Genomic DNA, 21,201 nt, shown 5'->3' with positions numbered 1-21,201 from the left:
CACGATGAATAAAAAAACCAATCCAAAAAACCTTGCGCATCATTTCTTGTTGGCAAGCCCACAGATGGATGATGAGCGCTTTGAAGATACATTGATCTATGTCTGCCGTCACAATGCCGATGGCGCGTGGGGCTTTATTGTCAATCAGCCCCTATCCATTTCGGTAGGTGGACTCTTGCACGAGCTGGATCTACCAAGCTCACAGATCGCCATGAACACGCCTGCCATCAATGGCGGGCCAATGCGCCCTGATGCAGGCTTTGTGCTGCATACAGGATTGCCCGACTTCAAATCAAGCTTCGCCATCGGAGAGAATGTCTGTCTGACGACCAGCAAAGACATCCTAGAGCGCCTGTCAGAAGACAGCATGGCGCATTATCTGATGTGCATGGGCTTTTGTACTTGGGGTAAGGGTCAGCTTGAAGACGAGCTTGAAGCTGGAAACTGGCTGATTTGCCCTGCTGATTTGCAGATACTGTTCCGCGCACCGTTTGATGAGCGGCTGTCCTTAGCTTATGATAAAATCGGTGTCAAACCCACCGCCTTCGTCACCACCCAAGGACGCGCCTAATGACTGACAAGCCAACTCTCATCCTTGCACTGGATTTTGGTGTCAAAAAAATGGGGATGGCGCTGGGCAATAGCCTAAGTAAAGATGCGCGCCCCTTTGACATCCTAGCGATGAACAACGGTCAGCCCGACTGGGATAACCTGCTTGGCATCATCGAGACTTGGAAAATCGATGAAATACTGGTGGGCTTACCGCTGAATATGGATGGCACGGATTCGATGCTCTCAAAGCGCGCGCATAAATTCGCCCGCCGCCTATCGCATCGCCTTGGCGAACGCAAACACCCTGCCAAGGTCTTCACTTATGATGAACGCCTAAGCTCTGCTGAAGCACGTTCATTGGCGTGGGAGCGCGGCTGGATGCAGAATGAGCGTGACTCGATCGATGACATCGCGGCTTGCATTCTGCTGGATGGTTATTTTTATGCGCCAGAGCTTGCCCAATATGTCGGCAGCTACCATGATAACCCCACCAAAGGCAAAGACTAACTTTATTTTGACAACATTCACCCAAGACACTCATGACTCATACCGCCACACTCATCACCCGCACCAAAGAAGCCATCCGACTTGCCAACATTAGCATCTATCTGGGCATGGCAGCCATTACCTGCTTTGGTGTGTTTGGCACATTGGCTAGCATGGCAAGCTTTAAGGATAACGCACTCATCTATTACGCCTTTCATTACCTGCCTTATGTGCTGATCGGGCTTGGCATTCCGCTGAGTCTTTTTCATGCGATGTTCTTGCAGCGTTATCGCATCATGCAAGGCGGCATCTTGGCGACGATTCTACTAACTGCCGTTATCTTGGTTGCTTTTGCTGTTGGCGTCTATGTGCTACATGGCGCAACCACGACTTTCTTTATGAGTATGTTTTTGGCGATGGTGGCGTGGTTTACCATGCCGTATGTGTTTCGGGTGAATTTAAAGAAATTTTTAAACTTTTTAGAAGACAAACAAAAAAGCGAAACCAACTCATGAGCGATCATCAATTAGACACCACAGGACTCATCTGCCCAGAGCCCATCATGCTGCTTCATAAGACCATCCGTAAGGCAGCAGGCGGCGAGCGCATCGAAATCATCGCCACCGATCCTGCGACGACGCGCGACATTCCGAATTTCTGTCGGCATCTGGGGCATACGCTAGAGAATCAAGAAACCCTAGCGGACGGCAAATACCGCTATCTGATCATCAAAAAATCCTAACATGAGCAAAGTCCGCGCCAAAGAGCCACGCACGCCCACCATCATCCATGTGATGGGCGATCCCGTCTATCTGACCGAATTTCGTACAGCGATGCTGGCACGCGGACTGTCGGTGCGCACGCGTAACGCCTACATCAGAGACCTAAGATTGTGCATGGCGACCACCGACAAGCCTTTGACCACTTGGGATAAAGCGGACGTGTATCACTGCCTAGAATCTGCCCAATCCCAAGGCAAAAATCCGCGCACCATCTCTAGAATGCTCGCCAGCCTGCGCCAGTTCTTCTTGTGGCAGATTGGCAATGAAGTACGCCTTGATAACCCCTGTCAAGACATCAAGAACCCAAAAGTCACCAAGCCCCTACCCAAGATCTTATCCGAAGCCGACATCACACGCCTGCTAGACACGCCAAACGTCGCCACTGTGTGCGGACTACGCGATAAAGCGATGCTTGAAGTCATGTACGCCTGCGGGCTGCGCGTGAGTGAGCTCGTGAATCTATCGCTAGAGCAGGTCAATCTCAACGCCGGCTGGCTACAGATCACCGGCAAAGGAAACAAGACCCGCCTTATCCCACTGGGTGAATACGCCCAAAACGCCCTACAAGACTATCTCATCAGACGCGGTGAACTGCTGTTAGGCAAGAGCGACTGTCAAGCGGTGTTCCTCACCGAACAAGGTGGCTACATGACCCGGCATAATTTTTGGCACATGATTAAAAAATACGCTCTACTGGCGGGTATCAAAACCGACATCTCACCCCACACGCTTCGCCATGCTTTTGCCACGCACCTGCTCAACCACGGGGCGGATTTGCGTAGCGTTCAGCTTTTGCTCGGGCACAGCGACCTATCCACCACGCAAATTTATACCCATGTGGCGACCGCACGCCTACAAGCACTGCACAGCGAGCATCATCCTAGGGGTTAGTCATGTTCACAAAAAAGTTTTGTGCTACAATAATCAAAACTTTTTTGGAAAAACATCATGACCACCACCTTAGCCGACCTACAACAAAAAGCCAAACAATGGCGAGACGACATCACATTTACCCAAGACGTGCTTGGCAAGCCCTTTGATTTTCGTACCACCTGGGGGATTTTTAGCCCAGAACGTCTTGATGACGGCAGTCTCATGCTCCTTGATTATATTGATTTTAAGGCTCATGATAACTCCATTGACTTAGGCTGTGGCTATGGCGTGCTGGGCATGACGGCGGCTCGCGAATGCCCCAATGGTCAGCACATCCTGATTGACAAGGACTTCGTCGCGCTAGAATACGCCCGCTTAAATTGCCAAAAAAATAATCTAAAAAATACCGAAGTCATGCTCTCCAACGGCTTTTATCACGTGGATAAAGACAAAAAATTCAGCCTTGTCATGAGTAACCTACCCGCCAAGGCAAGCAAGGAACAGCACTATCTGTACCTGCTAGACGCTTATGAACGCATGGAAGTGGGCGGACGGTTTTATGTGGTTACCATCAACGGACTGAGAGATTTTATGAAACGCTCATTTAATGAAGTATTTGGTAATGCCGATAAAATCAAACAGGGCAAAACTTATACAGTGACGCTTGCGGTGAAGGAATAGCGCCATTCGAGCAAACACCCACCATCAAAAGGAAAATTCATGAGCTGGTCACAATTACTCTCCACCAATCGATTTAAGGTTGAACGTGGCGTCGTCAGTCCAAAGATGACCAGTCAAGATGGCATCGATGTTATGCGCACGCCCTTTCATGTGGATTATGACCGTGTGGTCTTCTCGGGCGCCTTTCGCAGATTGGGTCGCAAGACTCAGGTGCACCCCTTTGCCAAGCACGACCACACCCACAACCGCCTAACTCACAGCGTCGAGGTGGCGAGTGTCGGGCGAAGCCTTGGTAATCGTGTCGGGGTACAGCTCGAACAAGGCGGTCTTCTGCCCGATCCGTTCACCCCAAGCGACATCGGCACGGTGGTTCAAGTGGCGTGTTTGGCGCACGACATGGGCAATCCGCCCTTTGGGCATACGGGCGAAGATGCGCTGCGGGCGTGGTTTCGCGATCCGAATCACTCGCATTTTTTGGCGAATCTTAGCAACCCTGAACATGATGACATCTGCACTTATGAAGGCAATGCTCACAGCCTAAGGCTGCTTGCCACGCTTGAGATGTATGCTGAACGCGGCGGCATGCGCCTCACCTCAGCCAGCCTAGGCACACTATTAAAATACCCTTGGACGTCCAGCCATCCCACCGCACGCACCCGAGGTAAATTCAACATCTATCAGACCGAACTGCCACTCATGCAGACAGTCACCGAAGATCTGGGGCTTGCCAAGCTCGGCGATAACCACTGGGCACGTCATCCCTTGTCATACCTGATGGAGGCGGCGGATGACATCTGTTATGCCCTGCTGGACTTAGAAGATGCGGTTGAGCTGGATTTATTAGATATCAATGAATTTGAGACCGTGCTACACACCCTTATCCCTGTCGAGAAAACTTGGCGCATCACCAACCAAAAAGAGCGCTGCGCTGCCTTGCGCGGCATGGCGATCGGTCAGGCGATTGAGGTGGTGGCAGATACCTTTATCCGCCATCAAAGTGCACTCGTGGCAGGTGAATTCGCCGCCAAAGACCTGCTCGCTGTCTGTGATGACAACCTACAAGAAACCCTAGAAAACGCCAAAGACCTAGCACGGCGTAAAATTTTTAACCATCATAGTAAGCTTGCGACCGAAGTGGCGAGCTTTGGCTGCATTGGGTTGATCTTAGATTTGTTGGTGCCTGCAGTGCACGCCAAAGTCACCCATCAATCATTATCCAACAAAGACGCGCTATGCCTACAGCTCATCGACACGCCGATCGATCCTCATGACACACCTTATCAGGCATACATGAAGGTGCTTGACTTTGTGGGTGGGATGACCGACAACCGCGCAGCGACATTGGCCAGAGATCTGTCAGGCATGGGCATGATGTCGGTATAACATGATCAACTGGGCATTGCCATGGCTAAAACTGCCATGGTTCATCAAAAAATACCAAAAAATCAAACCACCCGTTCGCCACCTGACAGATGGTGAGGTGGCGTTGGCGCGCGGTGTATTTGGCGAGCTCATGGATTACAATAGGGTGCGCGTGGTGAATTATCCTTACATTCCTTGGCAGTCTGACGATGTGTTTATTGCGCCTAATGGTTGGATTTTTGTGGGTGGTCGGCATTATCGTGATGATTTTAGCGCGCATGGCAGGCTGTATCAGCAGATTTTTATTCATGAGATGACGCACGTTCTGCAGTATCAGCACGGCATCAATGTTCTGCTAAAGGGTGCATGGCTACAGACGCTGCATTACCTTAGCCTAAAAAAATACAACCCTTATAGATACACTTTTGATCAATACAAGAGCTTTTGGGATTATAACATCGAGCAACAAGGGCGCATCGCTGAGCACATCTATCTAGGCAAGATTCCCAACATCTTGTGTAAAAGACACTAAAAAAGCAAGTCCGAAAACTTGCTTTTTTGTACTTTACATAGGCTAATGATTATTCAAAAATATTGCCCGTTAGGTTGAACTCAACACGCATCAGCTCTTGTAACTTAAACTTCTGCGGCTTACCCGATGCGGTCATCGGGAATTCCTTCACAAAGGCGACATAGCGCGGTACCTTGTGATGCGATACCTGCGATCGGCAGAAGTCTCTGATCTCGTCTTCGTTACCGTTCATGCCATCATTTAGGATGATACACGCGCACAGCTCTTCGCCATAGCGCTTGTCAGGCAGACCGATGACTTGTACGCTAGAGACGGCAGGATGCTTAAATAGCAGATCTTCAATCTCTTTAGGGAACAGGTTCTCACCGCCGCGGATCACGACGTCTTTGATGCGCCCTTTGATTTTCACGAAGCCATCTTCATCCATCTCAGCGATGTCGCCTGTGTGCATCCAGCCGTGCTTGTCCACGACTTCCTTGGTCTTATCTGGCTCGCCCCAGTAGCCCGCCATCACCGAATAACCTCGCGTGCACAGCTCGCCCGCGACACCGACAGGCGTAATGCTGCCATTCTCATCGATGATCTTAACCTCTAGGTGCGGATGGATCTGTCCAATCGTGCTTACGCGCTTATCAATTGGGTCATCAACATGGCTTTGCATTGATACTGGTGATGTCTCGGTCATGCCATAGCAGATGGTGATCTCGCTCATGTGCATGCGCTCAATAACACGCTGCATGATCTCACGCGGACATGGCGAGCCTGCCATGATGCCTGTGCGCAGACTTGATAAGTCAAATTCTTCAAATCGCTTATCTTCTAGCATGGTGATAAACATCGATGGCACGCCATACAGCGCAGTACAGCGTTCATCGTGAACCGCTTGTAGCGTCTCGGTCGGATTATAAGCAAAAGACGGATACACTATGGTCGCACCATGTGTCATCGCCGCCAAATTACCCATCACCATACCAAAGCAGTGGAACAGCGGCACGGACACACAGATGCGGTCATGCTCGGTCAGCTTAATGCCTTCACCAACAAAATAACCGTTATTAAGGATATTATGGTGAGTTAGCATCGTGCCTTTTGGGTTGCCTGTCGTGCCCGAGGTGAACTGAATGTTCGCCACGTCGTCGAATTGTAGCTTTTTGGCGACGTACTCTATGTGCTGTCGCTGCGCCAATGTTGGTGGGTTTAGCAGGTCCTTAAAGCGATACACACCATCGTGCTCGACATCGCTTGCCTTGATGACGACTTTTAGGTGCGGCAGGTTATGAGACACCAGATGCTTACTGTGATTGCTCTCAAGCTCAGGTGCAATACTGACCAGCATCGCGTGATAGTCTGATGTCTTGAAGGCATCAGCGATCAGAATGCCACGACACTCAACTTTATTAAGAACGTATTCTAGCTCTTTGGCTTTATAGGCAGGGTTTAGATTGACCAAAATCACGCCAATCTTGAAGCAGGCGTACTGAGCAACAATCCACTCAATGCTGTTTAACGCCCAAACCCCAAAGCGGTCGCCCGTGTCGAACCCAAGCTCAAGCAAGCTCGCTGCAAAGGCATTGACCTTATCAGCCAGCTCCTTGTAGGTTAGGCGTATGTTTTGATGAACGCTGACGATGGCTTCCTTATCAGCGTACTGTAGGCATGCACGATCGAACATCTCACCGATGGTAAGACCAATGAGCGGCTTATCGCTCGTGCCTGATAGGTAGCTTAGTTTTTGGTACATGACACTCTCCTTAGATCATGATTTATCCGCCTGATGAACAGGACAAGCAACACCCGTGTCGCTTTTTTTCAAGTTAAGATACGCCAAACCACCTTACCACAGCGCCCTACTTTCCTTGATTGACCGCTTTGAGACAGAAGTCTGCCACTTGCGTGCTAAATACTTCCTTGTTCATCGCTTGCGGATTTAGGCTTAAAGGTTCAATGACAGCAAACGTCATCGCCCCAACGATACACTGCGCAGTTACGCCCACATCCTCAAATTCAAATACTGCCTGCGCTTGACCTTCCTTTAGGATGTGCTCGATCGCCTCTTTGACGATTTGTTTGCTTTTAAATCGCGCCTCCTCCACCGCTGCATCTGCAGGCTCTAGCATGAGTGAATAGGCAAGTTTCGGGCTGTTCAATGCCCGCTTTACAAAGACTCTCACCGCCTTGTGTAATTTGTCTTGCGCTGGTCCTTCTTGACCGGCAATCTGCTTTAGAATATCAATCTCACGCATGATTGCCTCGGACAGCACTTCGATGATGATGTGGTTTTTATTATCAAAATAACGATACACCAGACCATTCGACACGCCTGCCAAATCCGCCATCGCTTGGATTTGGGCGTCCTTAATACCTCCTTGGCTAATGAGCTGCTTGGCTGCCTGTAAGATCGCTTCGCGATTTTGACGTAGGCGCTCTTGCATTAATACGGATCTTTTGTAATTCATGATTTTATTGTCTCTCATTTAAAAATGAATTGCAAATCATTTTTTTAATAAAATTCACTTTTTTTAAAAAAAATAGTGTGGTACAGTATGTAAAAGGCAAATTTTTAGGATAATTTTTTAGGCTGGGTAGTGTTATTGAAGATAACCTGACCGTTAAAAATGTGAAATTTGCTGATTATAATGTGAGGCACATTGTAACATAAACCCCCGCCAGTTTTGGCATTTCCCAAGGACTACAAGGACGAAACCATGAACCCAACCACTCTATCCAACCTAACCTTTGGCATCGATGAGACATTGCTTGCAGTTCAAGATGAGGTACGTAAGTTCTGCCAAAAAGAAGTTGCACCACTTGCTGAAACCGCCGATAAAGAAAACCACTTCCCTGCCCAGTTGTGGAAAAAATTTGGCGACATGGGCCTGTTAGGCATGACCGTCTCTGAAGAATACGGCGGTGCGAACTTGGGCTATCTGGCTCATATCCTAGTGATGCAAGAGATTTCACGTGCATCGGCTTCTATCGGTCTGTCTTATGGCGCGCACTCTAACCTGTGCGTCAACCAAATCAGCTTAAACGGCAACGAAGAACAAAAGGCGCGTTTTTTACCAAAATTAATCAGCGGTGATTATGTGGGCGCGCTTGCCATGAGTGAGCCAAACGCAGGCTCGGACGTGGTGAGCATGAAGCTAAAAGCTGAACAAAAAGGCGACCGCTTCATCTTAAATGGCTCAAAAATGTGGATTACCAACGGTGGCGACGCTGATGTCATGGTCGTCTATGCCAAAACCGACCCAAATGCAGGCGCCAAAGGCATTACCGCATTCTTGGTAGAAAAAGGCATGAAAGGATTTAGCCACGGCACGCACTTGGACAAGCTAGGCATGCGCGGCTCGAACACCTATCCGATGTTCTTTGATAATGTAGAAATCCCAGCTGAGAACGTGCTAGGCGGTGTCGGCAATGGCGTTAAGGTACTGATGAGCGGTCTGGATTATGAGCGTGCGGTACTAAGCGGCGGCCCGCTAGGCATCATGGATGCTTGTATGGATCTGGTGATGCCATATATTCACGAACGTACGCAGTTTGGTCAAGCCATCGGCGAATTCCAGCTCATGCAGGGCAAAATCGCTGACATGTACTCGACCATGCTGGCATGTAAATCACTGGTCTATGCCGTAGGCGCCGCCTGCGACAAATCAAACCACGATCGCAGCCTACGTAAAGACTGCGCCAGCGCAATCCTATACAGCGCCGAAAAAGCCACCTGGCTGGCAGGCGAAACCATCCAAACACTGGGCGGTAACGGCTACATTAATGAATTTCCAGCAGGACGTCTGTGGCGTGATGCCAAACTGTACGAGATCGGCGCAGGCACCTCAGAAATTCGACGAATGCTAATCGGTCGTGAGCTGTTTAGCGAGACCAAATAATCATCATCGGTAGCCACCATAAGGATAAGGGCGCTGAGGCTCACGCCCTTATCCAAAAACCTAAGCTAAGTGATGAGCTAATATTATTTTTTAAGGATAAAGAAAAAAGGATGCACCATGACTGCCAACCTAAACGTGTTAAATTCCAAAATCAACGTCCGCAGTGACACCTATAAGACCAACCAATCCGCCATGCTGCCATTGGTGCAGGATTTGCAAAGCCTATCCGCCAGACTTGCGCTAGGCGGTAGCCAAAAAGCCCGTGAAAAGCACACAGCACGTGGCAAGTTATTAGCGCGCGAGCGTATCAATGCCTTGGTCGATACTGGATCGGCATTCTTGGAAGTTGGACAGCTTGCAGGGCTTAACGTCTACGAAGATGACGTGCCTTGTGCTGGTGTGGTGGCAGGTATTGGTCTGGTGAATGGCGTCATGTGTATGATTGTTGCCAACGATGCCACCGTTAAAGGCGGCACCTATTATCCTTTGACCGTAAAAAAACACCTAAGAGCTCAAGAAATCGCTAAAGAAAACCGCCTGCCTTGTATCTATCTGGTAGACTCTGGCGGCGCGTTCTTGCCTTTACAGGATCAAGTTTTCCCTGACAAAGAGCACTTCGGGCGAATCTTCTACAACCAAGCCCAGATGTCTAAGCTTGGCATCCCTCAGATCGCTGTCGTCATGGGCAGCTGTACCGCAGGCGGTGCATATGTGCCTGCAATGAGTGATGAGACGATCATCGTTCGTAATCAAGGCACGATTTTCTTGGGTGGTCCACCGCTGGTGAAGGCTGCCACGGGTGAAGTGGTGTCCAGTGAAGACTTAGGCGGCGGCGATGTACACACGCGCCTATCGGGCGTGGCCGACCATCTGGCAGAGAACGACGAACACGCGCTACTGATCGCGCGTAACATCGTCGCCAACCTAAACTATCCTAAGCAGTCATTACCTAAAGAATTCGATGAGCCGTTATTTGACAGTGATGAGCTATACGGCGTCGTTCCTGCCGATGCCAAGACGCCTTTTGACATCCGTGAAGTCATCATGCGCTTAACTGACGGTTCACGATTTGATGAATTTAAGGCACGCTTTGGCACGACATTGGTGACTGGCTTTGCGGAGATCTACGGTCAAAAAGTCGGCATCATCGCCAACAACGGCATCCTCTTCTCAGAATCCGCCCAAAAAGGCGCGCACTTTATCGAGCTGTGCTGTCAGCGCAAGATTCCACTGCTGTTCTTGCAGAACATCACAGGCTTTATGGTCGGTCAAAAATACGAAAACGAAGGCATCGCCAAGCACGGGGCCAAGCTTGTCATGTCAGTCGCCACCGCCAACGTGCCGAAGATTACGCTGGTCATCGGCGGTTCATTCGGTGCTGGTAACTACGGCATGTGTGGTCGTGCTTACTCGCCACGCTTTATGTGGACATGGCCAAACTCTCGCATCTCGGTCATGGGCGGCGAGCAGGCGGCGAGGGTGCTATCCACCATCAAGCGCGAACAGATTGAAGGTGCTGGCGGCACATGGTCAGCCGAGGAAGAGAACACCTTCAAAAACCCAATCCGCGAACAGTACGAACATCAAGGCCACCCTTATTATGCTTCTGCCCGCCTGTGGGACGATGGCGTGATTGACCCAGCTCAGAGCCGTCATGTATTGGGGCTTAGCCTTGCCATTGCCATGAACGCACCGATTGATGAGATGAGCTTTGGCGTGTTCCGCATGTGATTGGCAAGTCCTATAATGGGATTCAGCATGACAGATCAACCGTTTGAATTTTATAAGGAAATAAGATGAACAGTTATACCACGATAGAATGCATCATTGACAACCAAATCGCCCATGTCTGGCTAAACCGTCCTGACGTACACAACGCCTTTAACGCCGATGTCATCAGCGAACTTCATGCTTGCTTTGATACGTTGGATAAAAAGGCGGACGTACGCGTCATCGTGCTTGGCGGTCGTGGTAAAAGCTTCTCGGCGGGCGCTGATCTGTCATGGATGAAAGAGATGGGACAGGCAGACTTTGACACCAACTCAGCCGACGCCCTAAAGCTTGCCAAAATGCTAGAACGCATCGCAACCGTTCGCCAGCCCACCATCGCTCGCGTGCATGGCGCTGCACTCGGCGGCGGCATGGGACTGGTCAGCGCCTGCAACATCACGGTAGCCAGCCAAAACGCCAAATTCGCCACATCAGAGGTGCGCCTAGGACTTGCGCCTAGCACCATCAGCCCTTATGTGGTGCGTGCGATCGGCGCAAGACAAGCCAGCCGCTACTTCTTGACCGCTGAGCGTATCAATGCCAATACAGCTCAGCAGATTGGGCTTGTGCATGAAATTGCCGAAGATGATGACGGACTTGATGAGATTATCAGTCAGATTATCAGCGAAATCAAAAAAGGCGCACCCAACGCCCAAACCGCCAGTAAAGAACTGATCACCATGGTGGATCACGCCAGCATCGATGACAGCCTACTTAACAGCACCGCTAACCACATCGCCACCGTGCGCACAGGCGACGAAGCCAAATCAGGCCTAGATGCATTCTTAAATAAGCAAACGCCGAACTGGATTAAGTAGCTGTACTTGACTGATAAATTTAATAATTTTAAAAGGATAATTGAAATGTTTAGAAAAATTCTAATTGCTAACCGCGGCGAGATCGCCTGCCGTGTGATCAAAACTTGTAAAAATCTTGGCATCGCCACCGTGGCGGTATATTCAGATGCCGATAAGAACGCCCAGCACGTCAAACAAGCGGATGAAGCGGTGCACATCGGTGAATCGCAGGTCTCAAAAAGCTATCTGCTCATGGATAAGATCATCGAAGTTGCCAAGGCGACAGGCGCCGAAGCGATTCATCCTGGTTATGGCTTCTTGTCCGAGAATGACCAATTTGCCAAAGCTTGCGCTGACAACGACATCGTCTTTATCGGCCCGCCTGTCGAAGCGATTCTTGCGATGGGTTTAAAAGCCACCTCAAAAGCCCTCATGGAAAAGGCGAACGTACCGCTAACCCCTGGCTATCACGGCGAGAATCAAGACCCAGCCTTCCTAAAAGAACAAGCAGATCGCATCGGCTATCCTGTGCTGATCAAGGCAAGCGCTGGCGGCGGCGGCAAGGGCATGAGCTTGGTTGAGCGTGCAGAGGATTTCCTAGAGAGCCTGTCGTCTTGTAAGCGTGAAGCACTGTCTAGCTTCGGCAACGATGATGTCTTGATTGAGCGATACATCGTGAATCCTCGCCATGTGGAAGTGCAGATTTTTGGTGACAGCTTTGGCAATGTGGTGCACTTATTTGAGCGCGACTGCTCAGTTCAGCGCCGCCACCAAAAAGTCATCGAAGAAGCACCAGCGCCGAACATCAGCGAAGAGAAGTTAGCTCAGATGCGTACTGCCGCCATCAACGCAGGTCGTGCAGTCGGCTATGTCGGCGCAGGGACGGTCGAGTTCATCGTAGAACAAGACGGCACAGCCTACTTCATGGAGATGAACACTCGCCTGCAAGTCGAGCATCCTGTGACAGAGATGATCACAGGTGTGGACTTAGTGGAGTGGCAGCTTCGCGTGGCCTATGGCGAACCACTACCAAAATCCCAAGACGAGCTCACCTCAACAGGTCACGCCCTAGAAGCGCGTATCTATGCTGAGATTCCAGAACAAGGCTATCTGCCAGCGACAGGCAAGATCACCCATCTGTCATATCCTGACGTGACCGACAGCGTGCGCATCGACAGCGGCATCGTGGCAGGTGATGAGATCACTACTTTCTATGATCCGATGATCGCCAAACTCATCGTCTGGGGCAAGAACCGCGAGGAGGCCATCGGCAAACTTCGCCACGCACTATCACAGACGCACATTGATGGGCTAGGCAATAACATCGCCTTCTTGGAGCGTATCTTAAGAACCGACAGCTTTAAGCATGTCAAACTAGACACCAACCTAATCGCTCGCGAAGAAGATTTCTTGCTTCGTCCGACCATTCAAGTGGATGATGAACTGATCGCCAAGACAGCATTCATTAAGCTACTAAGCGGACTTGGTAAGGGCAGCATTTGGCAAAAGTCCTCATTATGGCGACTAAACACCCCAACCACCCAAACCGTCAAAATCATCCATCAAGACGAGACGCACGTGGTGACATTCAGCCATGACAAGGATATATGGACAGCGAATGTGGGCGATAAGAGCTTTACCGTGACAGGCAGCCTAACCGATGATCACACCACTGACATGACGATCGGTGGTAAACGCCAAAGCGTGGCATTTAGCCAAAGTGCGGACGGAGTGACGGTATTTGATGATCGCTTCGGCGCCAACGCCATCAAATTCACCCACCCCAAGGCTGACTACGGCACAGATGATGATGGCGACAGCGGCGGTCTGACCGCGCCAATGCCAGGCGTGATCGTGGATGTGCGCGTCTCATCAGGTCAAAGCGTCTCAAAAGACGAGATCCTACTGACCATGGAAGCCATGAAAATCGTCTACACCATCAAAGCCCCAGAAGACGGCACGGTGTCAGAAGTGTATTATCAAGCAGGCGATCAGGTCAAAGCCGGTGATGAGCTCGTTGCTTTCACCCTAAATGACCAATAATGACAGGATGGTAATTCAGCATGGGTGTTTGGCAGATAACAAGCCAAACCGCCCATCTGCCATCCCCTGATGGATGCACTTTAACCCTATTTTTAAGGATAAAAAAATGAAACCTGACATCAAGATCGTAGAAGTGGGCGCAAGAGACGGCCTACAAAACGAAAAAACACCGCTTAGCATGGGCGATAAGCTTACTCTCATTCAAGGGCTGGCAGATGCCAATCTAAAATTCATCGAAGCTGGCTCATGCGTCTCGCCAAAATGGGTGCCGCAGATGGCGGGCAGTACGGAGATTTTTGGAAGGTTGCCCACCGATACGGACGTGAGCTTTTTTCTACTGACGCCGAATCTGCGCGGTTTTGAAGATGCCCTGGCGGCTGGCTGTAAAGAAGTGGCCGTGTTCACAGGTGCAAGCGAGACCTTCACCCAAAAGAACATCAACTGTAGCATCGATGAAAGCATAGACAGATTTGCAGACATCTTAGCGCTTGCCAAAGAGCATGACATCAAGGTCCGCGGCTATGTGTCGTGCGTGGTCGATTGTCCTTATGAAGGCGCAACAGACCCAAAAATCGTCGCCAAAGTCGCACGTCGCCTGTACGACATGGGCTGTTATGAGATTTCGCTGGGCGAGACGATCGGCACCGCCACGCCTAATCGCATCAAAGCCATGCTACAAGCCTGCATGGATGAGCTGGATGTCAGCGTCATCGCAGGGCATTATCACAACACCTACGGCATGGCGATCGCGAACATCCATGAGAGCTTAAATATGGGCGTGCGAATCTTCGATGCCAGCGTGGGCGGTCTTGGCGGCTGTCCTTATGCAAAAGGCGCATCGGGCAATGTCGCCACCGAAGACGTGCATTATCTAATGACAGGGCTTGGTCTATCGACAGGCATTGACATTGATAAGCTCGTTAAAGTGAGCGCCGACATCTGCCAAAAACTCAATCGAGACAACGGCTCGATGGCGACCAAGGCTTATCTGGCAAATTGTAGCTAATCGCCAGTCACCCATCACGTTCACTAGATAAAAATAAGTCTGTCAAGATCATGTCTGTGGTGGGCTTATTTTTTGGCGTCGATAAGTTCATTTTTCAAAGACCCAATCCACGCCTGCACTTTGGCAGGGGGGGCAGTCGGGTCGTGGTTAGGACATAGACCCGAACTGGCATAAGCTCCCAATCAGGCAACACCTTGACCAGAGCACCTGCCTTGACGACACTGTCCGCCAACCTGCGTGGCAAGGCGACCACGTCAAGCCCTTGTAAGCCAAGCCGTAGCGTAAACCCCAAACTGTTTGAAAACAGCTAACCGTCCGCATGAATGATTGTCTCTGCCCCTTGTTTGTCAAACAGCCGCCACTGCCGATTATAGCCCGCCTTGATGCGAATGAGCTTGTGTTGATACATCTCATCAGGGTTTTGCGGATTGCCATGTACATTTAGATAATCTGGCAAAGCATATAGCCCACCGTCCAAATCAAAACTAAGATGATTCACCAGGCTATCACTGTCCGCCGTCCACAGTCGAATGACCACATCATAAGGCTCACTCACCAGATCCACCTTACAAGAATTTAGGTCAAAAGACAGCCTGATATCAAGATAGCGTTCACAGAACTTAGGTACAATCGGAGCGGTGAGTTCATAAGCAAAATCCACCGGCAACGAAATCCTAACTTCGCCATACACCCCTTGCCCAAAGTCGCTAATCAGCTCATGGGTTGCCAATGCAAAATCGATGATTTTTTGGGCTTTGTCAAAATACAGCTCGCCTACTTCGGTCAGCTCAATCTTGCGTGTGGTGCGGTTTAGCAGTTGCACGCCAAGCGATTTTTCCAGTCGCTTGATACGCTCGGAGAATGTGGATTTTGGCATGGAAAGATGAACGCCTGCCTTTGAAAAGCTTTTACTGCGTACAATTTCCACAAAAAAAATTGCCATGTCGTTGAGATGCTGCATGAGATATATTGATAACTTTAGAGTAATTGTTCGGCAGATCGAGCACTGTTTTCGGATTTGTGATATTTACCTTATTATGAATGGTTGCTAGAATATTTCAATCATTTATACCACCATTTTTTAATGCTATGAAATCATCCGCCATCAAGAACGGACTTGAAGCCGCTCTCATACTTGCCCTTGTCATGGGATTTGGTCGTTTTGCTTATACGGCGTTGTACCCATATATGGTAACAGACGACGTGCTAAGTGTGGCACAAGGGAGCGTTGCCGTCTCAGCGAACTATGTCGGCTACTTAGTCGGGGCGCTCTTCGCTGTGCGCATCAAGGCGGACAAATCAAGCGTCTTTACCTTAATTGCTCTGATTGGCACGAGCGTATGCCTTGGCTTGATGTCAATGATCTCGGGGGCTTTGTGGCTTGGTGGTGTGCGGTTTTTGGCAGGGGTGTTTAGTGCCCTAGGCATCGTGTCGGCCTCAATGTGGCTACTTGCCAAACAAAAACACACCGGCACAACCCCGCTCATGTACGCAGGTGTGGGGCTTGGTATTGCCTTATCATCCGAGCTTGTCGTGTGGGGCGTAGGTGCGGGCATGGATTCATCTGGGCTGTGGCTATGGCTTGGGGTGCTTGCGGTCGTGTTGTCTTTATTTGTGCTACATGGATTATTTTTACAAAAGCCAGCCGACAGTCACCAATCAAGCAATGCACTCATCACCACACCAAAACTTACCGCCAATGCACTCATCGCACTCTATGGGCTGGCAGGGTTTGGTTATATCATCACCGCCACGTATCTGCCCCTGCTGGTGAACATGATGTTGCCCGATGTGAACGTGGGACATATCTGGGCAGTGTTTGGTTTGTCGGCGGTGCCGTCTTGTTTTGTGTGGCACATGGTTCATGTTCGCTTGGGAGCTCGTGTGGCACTGATTGCCAATTTCACCGCCCAAATCATCGGGGTCATGTTCCCCATTATCATGCCAAACATGGCAGGGTATCTGATGAGTGCCTTGCTCGTAGGCGGTGCGTTTATGGGGACGGTAACGATTGTCATGTCAGTGGCGCAGATGATCGCCAAAACCACCAGCAAAAATCTCATCGCTCTAGCCACGCTGTCATACAGCATCGGGCAGATTGTCGGGCCTTTGGTTGCAGGTGGCCTGTATGGAGCTACCCAAAGTTTCGCCCCTGCGCTTGGGCTTGCCACACTAGCGTTAATATTGGGCGCGGTCATCTGCCACCAACGAGCGTAAACTTGTAACCAAATAACGAATAAATTTATCTTTTTACCTTAACCACAACACAATAGGAGCATGTCATGCCTTATGTAAATATCAAAGTAACGGGCGGCACTGAAGCCCCCACCACCGGACAAAAAGCAGAACTCATCCAAGGCGTTACCGAACTGCTTGGGCGAGTTCTCAACAAAAACCCTGCCACGACGGTGGTAGTCATTGATGAGATTGACATGGATAATTATGGCTTGGGCGGTCGCTCCATTACCGAAGTGCGAAAAGCCGCCAAAACAAAAGACTAACACCCTCCAAAAGCACAAAACGCCATCTATGCATGGCGTTTTGTTTATTGACTTCTTGGTGAAATTATTTTAAATTTTAGGAACATGTGTCGATAATTTTTAGTGCTTTTGCTGTCAGAATCTTACAAATCTTTGACAAGTATTTTGCCAGTTAAATTAATCCGCACAGCGAGACTTTTTATTCATCGATCCACACCCACACAAAAAGGAGTTTGTATGCGTGCCTATTATGAGCCAATCAGTCGCAGCGTCAATGATGACACCACCACCGCGCAGTATCAATCAACCGATTACGCCCAAGGTGTTTGGAATCCATTCGAGCAGCACATGGCTGTTGCCACAGGGCTAATGGCGCGCGAGCTTGAGCAGTTTTTTCCCCGAAATGATTTGGCGATCGCACGCCTAAGTCTAGACGTTCTGGGCGTGATTTATCAGGGCGAGACGGTCGTTCGTACACGCTTCATCCGCACAGGGCGCACGATCGAGCTGATCGAGAGCACTCTATCCACCTTTGATAAGAATGGCACCGAGCGAGTTAGCATCATCATGCGTGCTTGGCGACTTGCTGTCAGTGACACGAGCGCGATTGCAGGGACTGAGGACGCTTCTTGTAGCCCCATTGACCTGCCGGACTGGGATGGCATAAGCGTATGGGACAGCGGCTATATTAATACACTAAAGGCGAAGGTCGCCCATCACCGTACCGGAAAAAGCCTAGTGTGGTTCGACACTGACATTGAGATGGTAGCAGACGAACCAACATCAGACTTCGTACACCTGATCGGCATGGTGGACACCGCCAACGGCATCGCCATGCGCACTAAGGACAGAGCGTGGATTTCCCCAAGTATCGACCTACAGATTCATCTGTATCGTATTCCTAGAGGGCGATGGCTGGGGTTAGATACCGTGCAGCAGATTGGCGAGAGTGGTGTGGGTCTGACGAGCAGTGTTCTGTATGACGAACATGGCTCATTTGGGCGTGCCGAACAGATTCTAACCGTTCGCCACATTGGCAAACCCTAAAAGGAGCATGGCATGGACGTTAATCAAGCCCAGTTTTGGCAAGATCGGTACAAAGCCAACCAGACAGGTTGGGACTTAGGACAAGTATCACCCCCACTAGGCGTATTTTGACACACTCACCGATAAATCCGCGCTACTGCTCATTGTCAGAGCAGGTAATACTCACGAAGCCCGTTATTTGCACGAGCTAGGATTTACCAACGTCCATGTGCTTGACATCGTGCCATCTGTACTGGATAATTTTGCCAACGCCAATCCTACCTTTAACCCCAAGCATTTGATTTGTCATGACTTTTTTGATGTGCATATGCTTGGGTTGGGCAGTTTGACATCATCATAGAGCAGACTTTTTGGGTGCGATAGACCCAAGCCGCCGTGATGAATATGCTCGCCAAGTGCATCGCTTGCTACGTGATAAGGGGCGACCGGCGGGTGTACTGTTTGATTGTGAGTTTCAGAGCAGTCCGCCGTTTGGGGGTAGTATGGCGGAGTATCGCGCGTTGTTTGAGCCTTATTTTGGCATACAGACCATGGAGTGGTTCATAATTCAGTCAAGCCTAGAGAAGGTTGAGAGCTGTTTACCAATCTTGTGAAAAGGGGTGGATAATGGCATAATGGGGCGAAAGCCCTTTTTTATTTTGGTAATTTTTTACGTCAAACGACAATTAAAAATGTTAAAATTGGCGGTATTGTTCAACAAAGATGTATTTTAAAATTTGGACGTGTAGGGGCGAATGACATTCGCCCAAAAATTTGATATTTCAAAGGGCAAATGTGATTTGCCCCTACAAGCCTAAAAAATAGTATAATACTCCGTGAAACCCATTTTTTCACCACCCGCCCCATGCACTTGTCCGCACAGCGATTGCGGTCAGGTCTTTGATAATGTGATTTATGAAAATGGCATTATTTTTTGTCCGCATTGCCAAAGAAGCATTTTGGTTAATCCTTTTACGCCTGATTTGGAGCAAATGACCTTTTGGCAATTTACCAAATATTTTACCAAACATCAATATAAAATATATACTGTTGTTGCGGTTATGTTTGCAATTTTTTATGCCATCATATTTACCGTTGATAATTTTGATAAATTAAATCTTGGTACAGAATTTTGGATAACATTTGCCATTATTATTGGCATTTTAATTGTTATGGGTATTTTTGCCATTGAAAATAATCTTAAATATTACCATGCTTATAAATTAAAAAACAAACTCATTATAAAGGGCGTTGATATTTATGATACTATCAAAAATGATTTTAATGTATCGCTTGCTCATGATGAATTAAAAGCCACGTTTAATAGATTTACCACTTATTGCCTACATTGCCAATCGCAAAGACTACATAAAACGATTGATGATGATTTTGTGTGTCAAAATTGCCATACAACATTACGATTAAATCCAAAATTAAAGAATATCAATCTAGTAGAGTTTATATTAAATTATCTTACTGGATTTCTCATGATAAGATATCTGGGGGCTGATTTTTATTTCTTTATTTTATTTACCCCTGCATTATTTTTAATCGATTTATTGACAAAATACCATTGGTACAAAACTCCAAAATGGCTACTTTAAACACCCCGCTTGCCGAACGAGTCCGCCCAAAGAGCTTATCCGACATCATCGGACAGACGCACCTATTGGGCGACAATGCCCCCATTAGCCGTATGATTGCTCATAACCACTTGCCAAGCCTGATTTTGTATGGCGAAGCAGGCATTGGCAAGACGACTTTGGCACGTCTACTTGCCCATGCTGTTGGGCGTGAATTTCATCTGCTATCCGCCCTTGATTTGACCGTCAAGGAGTTGCGTGAACTGATAGACGGCGGAAAAGGCATGACAGGCGGTTTTGATTTTGGCTCGCCTGTGCTTTTTATTGATGAAATTCATCGATTTAACAAAGCCCAACAAGACGCTCTGCTTGGGGCGGTTGAGTCTGGCAAGATTACCCTGATTGGGGCGACCACCGAAAATCCGTCTTTTAGCGTAAACAACGCCCTGCTCTCTCGCTGTCAAGTGTATCGCTTGGAGCCATTGACCGTTGATGAATTGGTACAAGTATTAAAAAGGGCGTTGGCGACTGATACATTTTTGAAAAATTTCACGGTACAAGGCGACCTTGCCAATATCGTACGCCTTGCCAGTGGGGATGCTCGTAAGGCACTCAATTTATTAGAAATCGCCTGCCAAAACTCAGACAATCACACCCTAATCATAGACGACACCCTGCTCCAAAACATCGCCCAAACCGTACTCCCACGCTACGACAGGGCAGGCGATATGCACTATGATGTCATCTCGGCATTCATCAAATCAGTGCGTGGCTCGGACGCTGACGCTAGCATTTATTGGCTCGCTCGTATGTTGACTGCTGGCGAAGACCCCACCTTTATCGCAAGGCGACTGGTGATTTTGGCAAGTGAGGACATCGGACTTGCCAACCCCAACGCCCTACTACTTGCCGACACCGCCTTGCGTTCGGTGCAGTCTATCGGTATGCCCGAAGCCCGCATTATCCTTGCCCAAGCGACTGTCTATCTTACCACATCGCCCAAATCCAACAGCACCTACACCGCCATTAACGAAGCCCTTGCCTTTGTCAAAAACGACAACTCGCCCGTACCGCTGCATCTAAGGAATGGCGTAACCGAACTCATGAAACAATCAGGCTATGGTGTGGATTATGTCTATCCGCACGATTATGCCAATCATTATTATCCCCAAACCTATTTGCCTGATAATTTGATTGGCAAACGCTTTTATCATTTTGCCGACAATCAAAAAGAACAAGCAAGTTTTAATTTTATGAATTGGCTAAAGGCAAGTGTTCCATGATGTAGTGAATCAATTGAAGATTTTATATTTAAAATAAATTACTTAACCAGCCAATCAG

General features: G+C 49.0%; 25 protein-coding genes. 21 read left to right on the top strand and 4 right to left on the bottom strand.

Annotated elements, in window-relative coordinates; genetic code table 11:
• Positions 1–4: 4 nt before the first annotated feature.
• Genes MBO_RS03710 through MBO_RS03675 form a run of 8 tightly spaced genes read left to right on the top strand, consistent with a single transcriptional unit; the run spans position 5 to position 5,268 of the window.
• Positions 5–571 (top strand): YqgE/AlgH family protein, encoded by a 567-nt coding sequence (locus tag MBO_RS03710; protein WP_036363868.1) that lies wholly within the window; start codon positions 5–7, stop codon positions 569–571.
• Entirely contained in the window at positions 571–1,059 is a 489-nt protein-coding gene (ruvX, locus tag MBO_RS03705; protein ID WP_052585285.1) for a Holliday junction resolvase RuvX, read from the top strand. The genes MBO_RS03710 and ruvX overlap by 1 nt, the downstream gene beginning before the upstream one ends.
• A 32-nt stretch (positions 1,060–1,091) precedes the next feature.
• Entirely contained in the window at positions 1,092–1,553 is a 462-nt protein-coding gene (locus MBO_RS03700) for a hypothetical protein (RefSeq protein WP_036363865.1), read from the top strand.
• Positions 1,550–1,780 carry a sulfurtransferase TusA gene (gene tusA / locus MBO_RS03695; protein WP_036363862.1) on the top strand — a complete coding sequence of 77 codons (231 nt, stop codon included), beginning with the start codon at positions 1,550–1,552 and terminating at the stop codon, positions 1,778–1,780. The genes MBO_RS03700 and tusA overlap by 4 nt, the downstream gene beginning before the upstream one ends.
• A gap of 1 nt (position 1,781) precedes the next feature.
• Complete coding sequence (gene xerD / locus MBO_RS03690; RefSeq protein WP_036363859.1) at positions 1,782–2,711, top strand: site-specific tyrosine recombinase XerD; 930 nt, start codon at positions 1,782–1,784, stop codon at positions 2,709–2,711.
• A 57-nt stretch (positions 2,712–2,768) separates the two neighbouring features.
• Positions 2,769–3,374 (top strand): class I SAM-dependent methyltransferase, encoded by a 606-nt coding sequence (locus MBO_RS03685; RefSeq protein WP_036363856.1) that lies wholly within the window; start codon positions 2,769–2,771, stop codon positions 3,372–3,374.
• Positions 3,375–3,413: 39 nt separating this feature from the next.
• On the top strand, positions 3,414–4,757 hold the full coding sequence (locus MBO_RS03680; protein WP_036363852.1) for a deoxyguanosinetriphosphate triphosphohydrolase: 1,344 nt from the start codon (positions 3,414–3,416) through the stop codon (positions 4,755–4,757).
• Between the two features lies 1 nt (position 4,758).
• Positions 4,759–5,268, top strand: a complete 510-nt coding sequence (locus tag MBO_RS03675; protein ID WP_036363849.1) for a hypothetical protein — start codon at positions 4,759–4,761, stop codon at positions 5,266–5,268.
• Positions 5,269–5,317: 49 nt separating this feature from the next.
• On the opposite strand, the gene MBO_RS03670 is transcribed toward MBO_RS03675, so the two are convergent.
• Positions 5,318–7,009 carry an AMP-binding protein gene (locus MBO_RS03670; RefSeq protein ID WP_036363846.1) on the bottom strand — a complete coding sequence of 564 codons (1,692 nt, stop codon included), beginning with the start codon at positions 7,007–7,009 and terminating at the stop codon, positions 5,318–5,320.
• 106 nt (positions 7,010–7,115) lie between these two features.
• Positions 7,116–7,724 (bottom strand): TetR/AcrR family transcriptional regulator, encoded by a 609-nt coding sequence (locus MBO_RS03665; RefSeq protein WP_036363843.1) that lies wholly within the window; start codon positions 7,722–7,724, stop codon positions 7,116–7,118.
• 249 nt (positions 7,725–7,973) lie between these two features.
• On the opposite strand from MBO_RS03665, the gene MBO_RS03660 reads away from it, so the two are divergent.
• From MBO_RS03660 to MBO_RS03640, 5 genes are all read left to right on the top strand, one after another.
• Positions 7,974–9,155, top strand: a complete 1,182-nt coding sequence (locus tag MBO_RS03660) for an isovaleryl-CoA dehydrogenase (protein ID WP_036363841.1) — start codon at positions 7,974–7,976, stop codon at positions 9,153–9,155.
• A gap of 117 nt (positions 9,156–9,272) precedes the next feature.
• Positions 9,273–10,886 carry a carboxyl transferase domain-containing protein gene (locus MBO_RS03655; RefSeq protein WP_036363837.1) on the top strand — a complete coding sequence of 538 codons (1,614 nt, stop codon included), beginning with the start codon at positions 9,273–9,275 and terminating at the stop codon, positions 10,884–10,886.
• A 65-nt stretch (positions 10,887–10,951) separates the two neighbouring features.
• Positions 10,952–11,743, top strand: coding sequence for an enoyl-CoA hydratase-related protein (locus tag MBO_RS03650; protein WP_036363834.1), 792 nt, complete (start codon positions 10,952–10,954; stop codon positions 11,741–11,743).
• Between the two features lie 45 nt (positions 11,744–11,788).
• Entirely contained in the window at positions 11,789–13,765 is a 1,977-nt protein-coding gene (locus tag MBO_RS03645) for an acetyl/propionyl/methylcrotonyl-CoA carboxylase subunit alpha (protein WP_036363830.1), read from the top strand.
• 106 nt (positions 13,766–13,871) lie between these two features.
• Positions 13,872–14,771: a hydroxymethylglutaryl-CoA lyase gene (locus MBO_RS03640; RefSeq protein ID WP_036363827.1), complete on the top strand. Its 900-nt coding sequence runs from the start codon at positions 13,872–13,874 to the stop codon at positions 14,769–14,771.
• A gap of 94 nt (positions 14,772–14,865) precedes the next feature.
• Here MBO_RS03640 and MBO_RS03635 read toward each other — a convergent pair whose 3' ends face one another.
• A complete protein-coding gene (locus MBO_RS03635; protein WP_152545096.1) occupies positions 14,866–15,063 on the bottom strand; it encodes a type 2 periplasmic-binding domain-containing protein in 198 nt (65 codons plus the stop codon).
• A 15-nt stretch (positions 15,064–15,078) separates the two neighbouring features.
• The gene (locus tag MBO_RS03630) at positions 15,079–15,714 is read right to left on the bottom strand and encodes a LysR family transcriptional regulator (protein WP_160169660.1); all 636 of its coding nucleotides are present in this window, start codon (positions 15,712–15,714) and stop codon (positions 15,079–15,081) included.
• 146 nt (positions 15,715–15,860) lie between these two features.
• Between MBO_RS03630 and MBO_RS03625 the strand changes: the two genes are divergently transcribed.
• The 8 genes from MBO_RS03625 to MBO_RS03600 all read left to right on the top strand — a co-directional run bounded on the left by MBO_RS03625 (position 15,861) and on the right by MBO_RS03600 (position 21,143).
• Complete coding sequence (locus MBO_RS03625; protein WP_036363824.1) at positions 15,861–16,988, top strand: YbfB/YjiJ family MFS transporter; 1,128 nt, start codon at positions 15,861–15,863, stop codon at positions 16,986–16,988.
• Between the two features lie 65 nt (positions 16,989–17,053).
• Positions 17,054–17,272: a tautomerase family protein gene (locus MBO_RS03620; RefSeq protein WP_036363821.1), complete on the top strand. Its 219-nt coding sequence runs from the start codon at positions 17,054–17,056 to the stop codon at positions 17,270–17,272.
• Positions 17,273–17,488: 216 nt separating this feature from the next.
• Positions 17,489–18,298, top strand: coding sequence for a thioesterase family protein (locus MBO_RS03615; protein WP_036363818.1), 810 nt, complete (start codon positions 17,489–17,491; stop codon positions 18,296–18,298).
• A gap of 12 nt (positions 18,299–18,310) precedes the next feature.
• A complete protein-coding gene (locus tag MBO_RS10035) occupies positions 18,311–18,409 on the top strand; it encodes a TPMT family class I SAM-dependent methyltransferase (RefSeq protein WP_226997776.1) in 99 nt (32 codons plus the stop codon).
• A gap of 67 nt (positions 18,410–18,476) precedes the next feature.
• Positions 18,477–18,638, top strand: coding sequence for a hypothetical protein (locus MBO_RS10030; protein ID WP_226997777.1), 162 nt, complete (start codon positions 18,477–18,479; stop codon positions 18,636–18,638).
• Between the two features lie 10 nt (positions 18,639–18,648).
• Positions 18,649–18,891, top strand: coding sequence for a class I SAM-dependent methyltransferase (locus MBO_RS10025; RefSeq protein WP_227712661.1), 243 nt, complete (start codon positions 18,649–18,651; stop codon positions 18,889–18,891).
• 222 nt (positions 18,892–19,113) lie between these two features.
• Positions 19,114–19,881 (top strand): hypothetical protein, encoded by a 768-nt coding sequence (locus tag MBO_RS03605; protein WP_036363815.1) that lies wholly within the window; start codon positions 19,114–19,116, stop codon positions 19,879–19,881.
• Complete coding sequence (locus MBO_RS03600) at positions 19,869–21,143, top strand: replication-associated recombination protein A (protein WP_036363812.1); 1,275 nt, start codon at positions 19,869–19,871, stop codon at positions 21,141–21,143. Before MBO_RS03605 ends, MBO_RS03600 begins: the two co-directional genes overlap by 13 nt.
• Positions 21,144–21,201: the final 58 nt, after the last annotated feature.

The sequence above is a fragment of the Moraxella bovoculi 237 genome, assembly GCF_000696305.2.
GTDB lineage: Bacteria > Pseudomonadota > Gammaproteobacteria > Pseudomonadales > Moraxellaceae > Moraxella > Moraxella bovoculi.
This window is presented reverse-complemented; position numbering and strand designations above follow the sequence as displayed.

Bases quoted from the DNA above. Each gene is read 5' to 3' on its own strand.
- MBO_RS03710 (WP_036363868.1), top strand. From the start codon at position 5: ATGAATAAAAAAACCAATCCAAAAAACCTTGCGCATCATTTCTTGTTG.
- ruvX (WP_052585285.1), top strand. From the start codon at position 571: ATGACTGACAAGCCAACTCTCATCCTTGCACTGGATTTTGGTGTCAAA.
- MBO_RS03700 (WP_036363865.1), top strand. From the start codon at position 1,092: ATGACTCATACCGCCACACTCATCACCCGCACCAAAGAAGCCATCCGA.
- tusA (WP_036363862.1), top strand. From the start codon at position 1,550: ATGAGCGATCATCAATTAGACACCACAGGACTCATCTGCCCAGAGCCC.
- xerD (WP_036363859.1), top strand. From the start codon at position 1,782: ATGAGCAAAGTCCGCGCCAAAGAGCCACGCACGCCCACCATCATCCAT.
- MBO_RS03685 (WP_036363856.1), top strand. From the start codon at position 2,769: ATGACCACCACCTTAGCCGACCTACAACAAAAAGCCAAACAATGGCGA.
- MBO_RS03680 (WP_036363852.1), top strand. From the start codon at position 3,414: ATGAGCTGGTCACAATTACTCTCCACCAATCGATTTAAGGTTGAACGT.
- MBO_RS03675 (WP_036363849.1), top strand. From the start codon at position 4,759: ATGATCAACTGGGCATTGCCATGGCTAAAACTGCCATGGTTCATCAAA.
- MBO_RS03670 (WP_036363846.1), bottom strand. From the start codon at position 7,009: ATGTACCAAAAACTAAGCTACCTATCAGGCACGAGCGATAAGCCGCTC.
- MBO_RS03665 (WP_036363843.1), bottom strand. From the start codon at position 7,724: ATGAATTACAAAAGATCCGTATTAATGCAAGAGCGCCTACGTCAAAAT.
- MBO_RS03660 (WP_036363841.1), top strand. From the start codon at position 7,974: ATGAACCCAACCACTCTATCCAACCTAACCTTTGGCATCGATGAGACA.
- MBO_RS03655 (WP_036363837.1), top strand. From the start codon at position 9,273: ATGACTGCCAACCTAAACGTGTTAAATTCCAAAATCAACGTCCGCAGT.
- MBO_RS03650 (WP_036363834.1), top strand. From the start codon at position 10,952: ATGAACAGTTATACCACGATAGAATGCATCATTGACAACCAAATCGCC.
- MBO_RS03645 (WP_036363830.1), top strand. From the start codon at position 11,789: ATGTTTAGAAAAATTCTAATTGCTAACCGCGGCGAGATCGCCTGCCGT.
- MBO_RS03640 (WP_036363827.1), top strand. From the start codon at position 13,872: ATGAAACCTGACATCAAGATCGTAGAAGTGGGCGCAAGAGACGGCCTA.
- MBO_RS03630 (WP_160169660.1), bottom strand. From the start codon at position 15,714: ATGGCAATTTTTTTTGTGGAAATTGTACGCAGTAAAAGCTTTTCAAAG.
- MBO_RS03625 (WP_036363824.1), top strand. From the start codon at position 15,861: ATGAAATCATCCGCCATCAAGAACGGACTTGAAGCCGCTCTCATACTT.
- MBO_RS03620 (WP_036363821.1), top strand. From the start codon at position 17,054: ATGCCTTATGTAAATATCAAAGTAACGGGCGGCACTGAAGCCCCCACC.
- MBO_RS03615 (WP_036363818.1), top strand. From the start codon at position 17,489: ATGCGTGCCTATTATGAGCCAATCAGTCGCAGCGTCAATGATGACACC.
- MBO_RS10035 (WP_226997776.1), top strand. From the start codon at position 18,311: ATGGACGTTAATCAAGCCCAGTTTTGGCAAGATCGGTACAAAGCCAAC.
- MBO_RS03600 (WP_036363812.1), top strand. From the start codon at position 19,869: ATGGCTACTTTAAACACCCCGCTTGCCGAACGAGTCCGCCCAAAGAGC.